Raw genomic sequence first — 7,527 nt, forward strand, 5'->3', positions numbered from 1 at the left:
CGAACCATCAGAACCCTCAAACGATCGAAAGCGAATGATCATATGACAACGGCCCGGAATCTTAGCGTCTATACGCACGGCACTTGACAGCAGGTCATGATCCGGACGCGGCAAGCGTGTTGAGGCTTCCGGATCTGGCCGAAACCCGTGGTCCCTTCAACACGGCCACACACCCCTTGCAGGCCGCGCCATCCCGGTCCGCGCATGCGTCAGCCGCCACCCCCGGCCGTTCGGCGCCCCTGATCCGCCGCCCGAGGATCGGCCGAATCTCGCCACTCGCGGGAAAGCGGGGCCAGAGGTGCCTTGACGAGTCCCGCACGGGTACGCCGGAGCAGCTCCAGGGCCAGGGCCTCTCCGGAAGGGTCGATCCCGAGCAGGCGGTTCGCGTGCATGTGCACGAGGCTGTGGCACAACGCCTCTCGCGTCTGCCACAGACCGCCGCGCTGGTGCAGCGCCTCGATCCGGGCGACGGCGGGCCCGAGCACCGACCGCCGGGCGGTGAGCAGCCGGGACAGTTCGCCGCCGGCCGGTGCGGCGCCTCCCAGCGCCCGGCGCAGGGCCTGCTGCCGCCTGCGGTACTCGGTGCCGCCCTGGCGCGACGAGGACGGTCCGCCGTAGGAGAAGGCCGCCCGTTCCTCCGGGGACAGGCCGAGGCAGGCCAGCAGGTCGTCGATGGTGGCCACGGCCAACTCCGGAAGATCCGTGTCGAGCCGCCCCTCGGTGCGGGCCCGCAGCATCTCGGCGACGCCCGGGCTGTCGGCCGTGAACAGCGCCTCCGCCGCGGCGGTCCCCGCCTCGCCCCCGTACCTCTCGACCTCACGCTCGTACGTCTCGAACGAGAACCTCCCGCAGAGGCCTTCGGCCGTCAGTCCACCGGCCCAGGCACAGGCCTGCTCCATCAGCGGGCCGACGGGCGCGGCCGGATCCCGGTGGAGGCGCAGGCGTACGTGGGGTTCGGGATCGGCGTAGCGCACGAAGAACCAGCCGTCCGCCAGACCGGAGGAGGCGGCCTGCTCGGCAAAGGCGCGTACGGGGCCACCGATCAGCTCCTCTTCTCGACGTGGTTCGCAATAGAGCTTCAGATAGAGCCAGTCGCTGCCCGGCGGGCGCAGCCGCGTCACCGGATCGACCACCCGGGCGAAGTCGGGAGACACCCCGCCCCGGCGCGCACCGCCACGCCGGACGAGTGGTGCCACCACCTCGCACATGTGGCCGCCGTCCGGCCCCGGCAGCCAGGCGTGCTCCGGTCCGGGCAGGGCCTCTTGGAGCACCGCGTACCCGTCGCGGGCGCCCGTCCTGAGCTCGTCCCGGAGCAGCTCGACGTCCCGCGGGTCGTCCAGGTCGAGCAGGAGCCGATGGTCGGCGACCGTCAGGTAGACGCGGGAGGGCACGTCCCAGGTGCTCCGCCATGTCGCGAGGGCCGGCCCGAAGCCGCCCTCGGAGCCGGAGCTGTCGACCATGGCGGGATCGGGTCGCCACTGGGCGGGAGCCAGGACGGTCCGGTGGCGCTGGACCCGGGGAAGACGGCCCAGGCCCGCCGCCGGCCCCCACGAGAACCCGCTCAGCCGGCACCAACGGTCGTGGGTGACGTCGACCAGGAAGCGGACGGCGGCCGATGCCCTCCTGGTGTTGAGCATGTGCCCCTGCACACCGATGACCTCGGCTCCCCCCGCGGGCCAGCCGATCACGAAGCGGCCGTTCCTGATGCCGACGACCAGCTCGCGTACGGGTATCACCCCCTCGGGCGGTACACCGGGCCAGGCGTCGACGAGGATCTCGTGTCGTCGGACGGCGGGCCTCAACGCCACGTTCGCCGAACGCGGGGGGTCGGGTGCGTGGACGACTTCGGCGATGAGCGTGTCGGGTTCGTGCACCTGCTCGGTGCGCGCGAGTTCTTCCAGCGCTTCTGCCGCGGGCGGGCCGAGGAGAGCGGCGAACCGCCCCAGGCTGCGGCCGGCGGCGCAGACTCCGGCATTGGGGCCGACGACGATCCGGAAGTCCCCCCGGTCTACGGCGTCCGGGGAGGTGGCGGCCACGAAGAAGGACAACTCGAGGGACGGCGGGACGTCCTCGGGGGCGGGCGCGGGGGTCGCCAGCCGCGACAGCAGCTCGTCGTCCAGTTCGACGACCCGGCGGCGCTCCCGGACGGCCTCCACGGCGAGGTCGAGGAGAAGCCGGTCTCGCGGACCGCTCCCGGGCCCGCCCGCGCGGGGAGCGGACGGCGGGCCGAGCCCCGTCGCGGGGTCGAGCAACTCCAGCAGCGGGACCTGGCGGTACGCGCCGTAGCGGCCCTCGAAGGCCCGCCGGTAGTCGTCCAGATGCGGCATGGCCCGCGGCAGGCGGCTCAGGCGGAGCAGCAACTCTGCCGCCTCGGCGGCTTCGGCGGCCACGGCGGCGTGCAGTGCGGTGGACCGGAACGCAAGGGCCGTGTCGGTCTGCAGGGTCCCGTTCCGGATTCCCACGCCACCGGCGCCGGCCCTTGCGGTGTCGCTCCCCGCACGGGTCACGGCGCGGTGCACATCGGCCAGGAGGTCGCGCAGGGCCGGCAGGTGCTCTGCCTTCCGGTCGAGGGGCAGCTCGTCCCAGTCGGCCAATTCAGCTGCCAGCACGCCCAGTTGCCGTTCGGCGGCGCGTGCGCGGCCTGAGGGGATCGCCCCGAGGCAGCGGCGCACCCACGTCACCGGATCGCCACGGGTCGGTGCGGGGCTGAGCTCGGAGATGAGGAAGCCCTGGCTCCGCAGCTCTTCGACCAACCGGCCGGTCTTCTCGGGCGTGGCGCCGGGGATGGCGCGCACCGCCTGCTCCAACTCCTCCCGCGAGGCGGCCAGCCGCGCCGCGCCCAGCACGAGGCGCACCCCGGCGGTGGCGCGGACGGAGGTTCCTGCCGCCGGCCCCTGCGTGAGCACGGCGCGGCCGCGGTGCAGCGAGACGGCCGGGCTGGTCATCAGGCGTAGATGGGGGCCGATGTCCGGGTCTTCGCGGAGCGACTCGGTCAGTTCGTTCAGCCATCCCATGTCGGCCCGGGTGGCCGTGCGTGATGCCGCCGGGTCGATCCCGAGGTCCGTGGCCGGGGCCCATCGGACCAGACCGACTCCCGCGAACAGGCCGAAGGGCGTCGGCCGGGTGGTCATCCTGATGAGGTAGCGCCTGAGCTTGCGCTCCAGCCGGGGGGCCTGTCGGTCGTGCGGTCCGGTCCGTTCCAGCGCGGCGGCCAGATCCGGACTGGCCAGTCGTATCGCGAGACCCAGCAGTGGATCGGCCGGCATCAGCGAAGAGTCGGACGCGGACCCGGGAGCGGCGTCGCGGGTGCCGGCGGGCAGGAGGGGCGCCCGCAGGACGGCCCAGCCGAGCGGCTCGTAGAGCCCGGACGGCCGGTCTCGGCGCGCCGGTCGCGGGCCGTGGGCTGCGGTCATGAGAGGAGGAACATCCGGTCCCAGGCCGGCTCGGTCCCGGTGGCCGCGGCCAGGAGGGTCATGGCGACGCCGGCGGCGCCGTCGAGGAGATCGGCCCGGTCGACGGCGACGTCCGCCGCCTCCCTGGAGGCGTAGCCGAACGGCCGCTGGGGTTCGTACGCCGCCAGGAGCTCGTCGACGAGGGCGGTCGAGGCCTGCGCGAGGGTCTCCGACGGGGTGTCGCGGGCGAAGCGCAGGACGATCTGGAGCAGTCCGGCCACACCGTGGCAGTAGGTGGGTGAGGTGAGGTGGCGCAGTTCCGCAGGGCGCCGCAGGACGCTGGACATCGCCTCGACCGCCGCGTGTCCGAGACCGCCGTCGTCCAGGGCCCGGCCGGCCAGCCAGAGCGAACGGGCCACCCCCGGAGTGCCGTAGCACCAGGCTCCTCTCGTCGGACCGCAGGCCCGGTCACGGGCAGGCCGGCCCGCAGGGGTCAGGGGTACGGCATCGGGCCAGCCGCATCCCCACGCGTCCTCGATCCGGCGCGAGAGCAGCCATTGGGCGAGGGCGCGCACCGCTTCGCGCTGGCCGCTGACCTCGTACCCGCTCTGCAGCGCGAGCGACAGCACCGCCAGCGGCCCGGGTATGCCGTGCGCGAGCCCGCAGTTGAGCTGGCCCGTCGGATAGGCCCGCCGTGTCGATTCGGAGAGGAGGAGGTCGGGTGGGGTGGCCCAGCGGGGGGTGCCCCGGCAGGGCTCGGCGAGGCGGACCAGAGCGGTGAGGACATCCGGCAGCGCGCCCAGCGGGTCCCTCCTCAAGAGGTACGCCGCCACCCCGCTCGCCCCGGACACCACGTCGAAGGCGCTCACCGGCAGGCCGTGTTCGGCGGCGCCCAGTCGCCCGGCGAGCTTCCGTGCCTGCGGCGCGAGCAGTTCGTCGACGGTCGCGAGTGCCCGCTGGTAGCGGTCGCCGTTTCGGCTCGATGACTCCACTGCGAAGGCGAAACCGCCGAGTCCGGCGAACAGCCCGGCATGTCCCGAGCCGCCGTTCTCCAGAGCGGTCACGCCTTCCGTGAGGAAACCGTGTCCGACCGCGTCCCAGCCCTCCCCCGAAAGGCACTGATCGAAATATGAGCACATCAGGGCGATCCCGGCATCTCCTCCCGCGAGTCCGTACGGATTCCAGTGAACCGATTCGGGATGGCGCGACTGGCGACGGGCCGCCGGCATCGACCGCGTGATGCGTGCGCGATCGGTGGTGCGGACCGCGACGTCCCGTGCCACGAAGAGCACCGCGCTGCGCCGGTTCGCGTCGAGGGCGCTCTCCCAGGCCGGAGTCATGGGCTCAGCAAGCGGGACTGCACGCCGTCTGGATGCAGCTGAGCGTCTTGTCGTAATCCTCGTCCGGGAGACAGCCCGTACAGGTCTGCGGGCATGAGAACCACTCGTCACACGTGTTGGTGCATCCCCATTGCCCGCACGTGCACGACCAGAAGGCCTCGGTCCACGGGATCGGCCGGCAATCCCCCTCCGGGTCCGTCACCGGCTGGGTGTAGTAGTCGACCGGGTTCGTGTTCTCGTCGTACACGGCGGCGAGGGGCTGCGGCCGCCCCGGAGCCCGCCGGGGACCACGACTGCCGGGCCTGCCGGCGGGCGCCGCGCGCCGTCGGCGGAGGTCCAGGTCGAACTCGTCCGGCGGCTGGACCTCCGTGGTGCGCGTGTAGCTGATGTGAGCACCCTTCTTCAGTGTGACCTGAGTTGAGTCGGTACCGAGGAAGGGTGGCCGGTCCGAAGGAACGCGCGAGCTGTCGAGGACATCACCGACGGCGAACTCGATGAAGTAGTCGAGCTTCTTCGTGAGGTAGAGGCGCCTGTGGCCGGGGCGGTCACTGTCTCCCAGCAGCCCGGCCACGACCAGTGAGGATAGAGCCGGTCGTGAGGGGTCCGGGCGCATCCGTTCGACCAGTGGGTCCTGGGGGCCTTCGACGTCCTTCGGAGTGTTGTTTTCCGCGGGGTCTGGCATGGCTTTCTCCCCAGACGGTTCGGGCGGCCCGGCACTCGAACCCCCTCGGGCCTCCACGTCTGGCTTCATTTTCTCGCGTCACCGCGAGCCGTGCCAGCCGGACCCGCTCACCGCCGGCTCCCCCGGAACGACCTGAAGGCCGCATCGGATGCTTCCGATACGGCCTCTGATCTACGACTCCGTCGAGTCGGGACGACAGGATTTGAACCTGCGACCCCTTGACCCCCAGTCAAGTGCGCTACCAAGCTGCGCCACGTCCCGTTGTGCCGTTGAGCTGGGGTTTCCCCCGTCCCGGCGGCACATGCAGAACATTACCCCACGTAGAGGGGTGCGCATGCACGGGTTTCCGGCTGAGGGCAGGATGGCGGGGTGAACGCACGGGATCGGGACGGTGAGGGGCGGGCGCGCAGCGCGCGCCCCCGGGACGGGCTGGGGCGGCCGCTGGCGTACGGGGAGCCGGGCGTGGAGCGGCAGCCCGAGGGGATCCTGCGGACGCCCGCCGAGACGGTGGCGCAGGCGCAGCGGCTGCTGGACGCCGGGATGCCGTTCCACGCGCACGAGGTCTTCGAGGACGCCTGGAAGTCCGGGCCCGAGGCCGACGCCGCGCTGTGGCGGGCCCTCGCGCAGCTGGCGGTCGGGCTCACGCACGCCGCGCGCGGGAACGCCGTCGGCGGTGCCCGCCTGCTGCGGCGCGGGGCAGCGGCCCTGGCCGCGCCCGACGCGGGGGAAGGCGCCGGTGGCGGGGGCTCGTACGGGATCGACGTACGGGGGCTGGTCGGCTGGGCCCGGGAGTTGGCCGCGCGGGTGGAGGCCGGCGCGGCGGTCGACGCCGCGGCCGAGGCACCGCGGCTCGCCTCCCCGCCGGACCGGCCGGTCCCCCTCTGACCCCGGCGGGCCGGCCCCGCGGGCCCGGGCAAACGGGCCCGGGGGTCAGGGGCCCGGCCCAGGACCGGGCCTACGCGGGCTCGAGGAGGTCCCAGCGGTTGCCGTAGAGGTCCTCGAAGACCGCCACCGAGCCGTACGCCTCGTGGCGCGGCTCCTCCAGGAAGCGGACGCCCTCGGCCGTCATCCGGGTGTGGTCCCGGGCGAAGTCGTCGGTGTACAGGAAGAAGCCGACCCGGCCGCCCGTCTGGTCCCCGACCCGGGCGCTCTGGGCCTCGTCCTTGGCGAGGGCCAGCAGCAGCGCCGCCTCGGTGGCGCCGTCGGGGCGGACCACGACCCAGCGGGAGCCGTCGGGGCGCGCGGTGTCCTCGACGAGGGTGAAGCCGAGGGCACGGGTGTAGAAGTCGATGGCCTCGTCGTAGTCGCGGACGACGAGGGCGGTGAGCGCGATGTATGCGGACATGGAACTCATTCTGCTGGTCCGGTCAGCAGGATCACCTCCAGGGTGCGCGGGCCGTGCACGCCCTCCACCCGGTCGAGCTCGATGTCGCTGGTGGCGGAGGGGCCGGAGATCCAGGTCAGGTGCCGCGTCGGGTCCAGCAGGGGCAGGGCCTGCGGCACCGAGTCCACCACCTGGTCGGGGACCCGGACCACGCAGACGTGGTGGTCCGGGATCAGCGTGATGCGGCGCCTGCCCTGCCCGGGTCCGCCGTCGAGGACGATCGTGCCGGTCTCGGCGATCGCCAGGGCGCAGCCGGTCACCACGCTGTCCACCGCGTCCAGTTCGTACGTGGTGGACGCGGTGCGGTCCGCCACCGTGACGGCTTCCACCCGGTCGAGCCAGTGCGGGGGCAGGCCCGTCGGGACGAGGACCGTCCGGGCCCCGCGCGCGGCCAGCAGCCGCCCGAGGAGCGGTGCGATCCCGGCCGCGTCCGTGCGGTGGACCCGCGCGCGGTACTCCGTGAGGTGGGCGGCGAGGAGGTCCGCCGTCTCGGCCGGGGTACGCACGCCGTGGACCCGGAGGTAGTCCCGGGGGACGGCCGGGTCGGGGTGACCATCGGCCACCGCCCTGCGGATGCGGCCCAGGATGCGGTCCCTGCTGCTCATGCCCGCCCTCCCCGCTCCCGCGCCCACCAGTCCCGGAACGGCTCCGCCGGGAGCTGCGGCAGCGCGCGGCTGTCCGTCCACGACCGCCCGGGCCCCGGCAGCCGGCCCGGCCGCAGCCGCCGGG

At 73.4% G+C, this 7,527-nt stretch carries 6 protein-coding genes and 1 tRNA gene; 1 reads left to right on the forward strand and 6 read right to left on the reverse strand.

Annotation, left to right across the window (positions count from 1 at the left end; genetic code table 11):
- Window positions 1-209: 209 nt before the first annotated feature.
- From K7B10_RS08915 to K7B10_RS08930, 4 genes are all read right to left on the reverse strand, one after another.
- The gene (locus tag K7B10_RS08915; protein ID WP_229335479.1) at window positions 210-3,413 is read right to left on the reverse strand and encodes a lantibiotic dehydratase; all 3,204 of its coding nucleotides are present in this window, start codon (window positions 3,411-3,413) and stop codon (window positions 210-212) included.
- On the reverse strand, window positions 3,410-4,732 hold the full coding sequence (locus K7B10_RS08920; RefSeq protein ID WP_229335481.1) for a lanthionine synthetase C family protein: 1,323 nt from the start codon (window positions 4,730-4,732) through the stop codon (window positions 3,410-3,412). Before K7B10_RS08920 ends, K7B10_RS08915 begins: the two co-directional genes overlap by 4 nt.
- A 4-nt stretch (window positions 4,733-4,736) precedes the next feature.
- Complete coding sequence (locus K7B10_RS08925; protein ID WP_229335483.1) at window positions 4,737-5,303, reverse strand: hypothetical protein; 567 nt, start codon at window positions 5,301-5,303, stop codon at window positions 4,737-4,739.
- Window positions 5,304-5,601: 298 nt separating this feature from the next.
- Window positions 5,602-5,675, reverse strand: a tRNA-Pro gene (locus tag K7B10_RS08930).
- 108 nt (window positions 5,676-5,783) lie between these two features.
- On the opposite strand from K7B10_RS08930, the gene K7B10_RS08935 reads away from it, so the two are divergent.
- The gene (locus K7B10_RS08935; protein WP_229335485.1) at window positions 5,784-6,299 is read left to right on the forward strand and encodes a DUF309 domain-containing protein; all 516 of its coding nucleotides are present in this window, start codon (window positions 5,784-5,786) and stop codon (window positions 6,297-6,299) included.
- Window positions 6,300-6,369: 70 nt separating this feature from the next.
- Here the strand turns inward: K7B10_RS08935 and K7B10_RS08940 are convergent, their stop codons facing one another.
- The gene (locus K7B10_RS08940; protein WP_030869551.1) at window positions 6,370-6,759 is read right to left on the reverse strand and encodes a VOC family protein; all 390 of its coding nucleotides are present in this window, start codon (window positions 6,757-6,759) and stop codon (window positions 6,370-6,372) included.
- A gap of 5 nt (window positions 6,760-6,764) precedes the next feature.
- Window positions 6,765-7,403 carry a LutC/YkgG family protein gene (locus K7B10_RS08945; protein WP_229335486.1) on the reverse strand — a complete coding sequence of 213 codons (639 nt, stop codon included), beginning with the start codon at window positions 7,401-7,403 and terminating at the stop codon, window positions 6,765-6,767.
- Window positions 7,404-7,527: the final 124 nt, after the last annotated feature.

It is taken from the genome of Streptomyces flavotricini (assembly GCF_020639365.1).
In the GTDB taxonomy this organism is placed as follows: Bacteria; Actinomycetota; Actinomycetes; order Streptomycetales; family Streptomycetaceae; genus Streptomyces; species Streptomyces flavotricini.

Bases quoted from the DNA above. Each gene is read 5' to 3' on its own strand.
- K7B10_RS08915 (WP_229335479.1), bottom strand. From the start codon at position 3,413: ATGACCGCAGCCCACGGCCCGCGACCGGCGCGCCGAGACCGGCCGTCC.
- K7B10_RS08920 (WP_229335481.1), bottom strand. From the start codon at position 4,732: ATGACTCCGGCCTGGGAGAGCGCCCTCGACGCGAACCGGCGCAGCGCG.
- K7B10_RS08940 (WP_030869551.1), bottom strand. From the start codon at position 6,759: ATGTCCGCATACATCGCGCTCACCGCCCTCGTCGTCCGCGACTACGAC.
- K7B10_RS08945 (WP_229335486.1), bottom strand. From the start codon at position 7,403: ATGAGCAGCAGGGACCGCATCCTGGGCCGCATCCGCAGGGCGGTGGCC.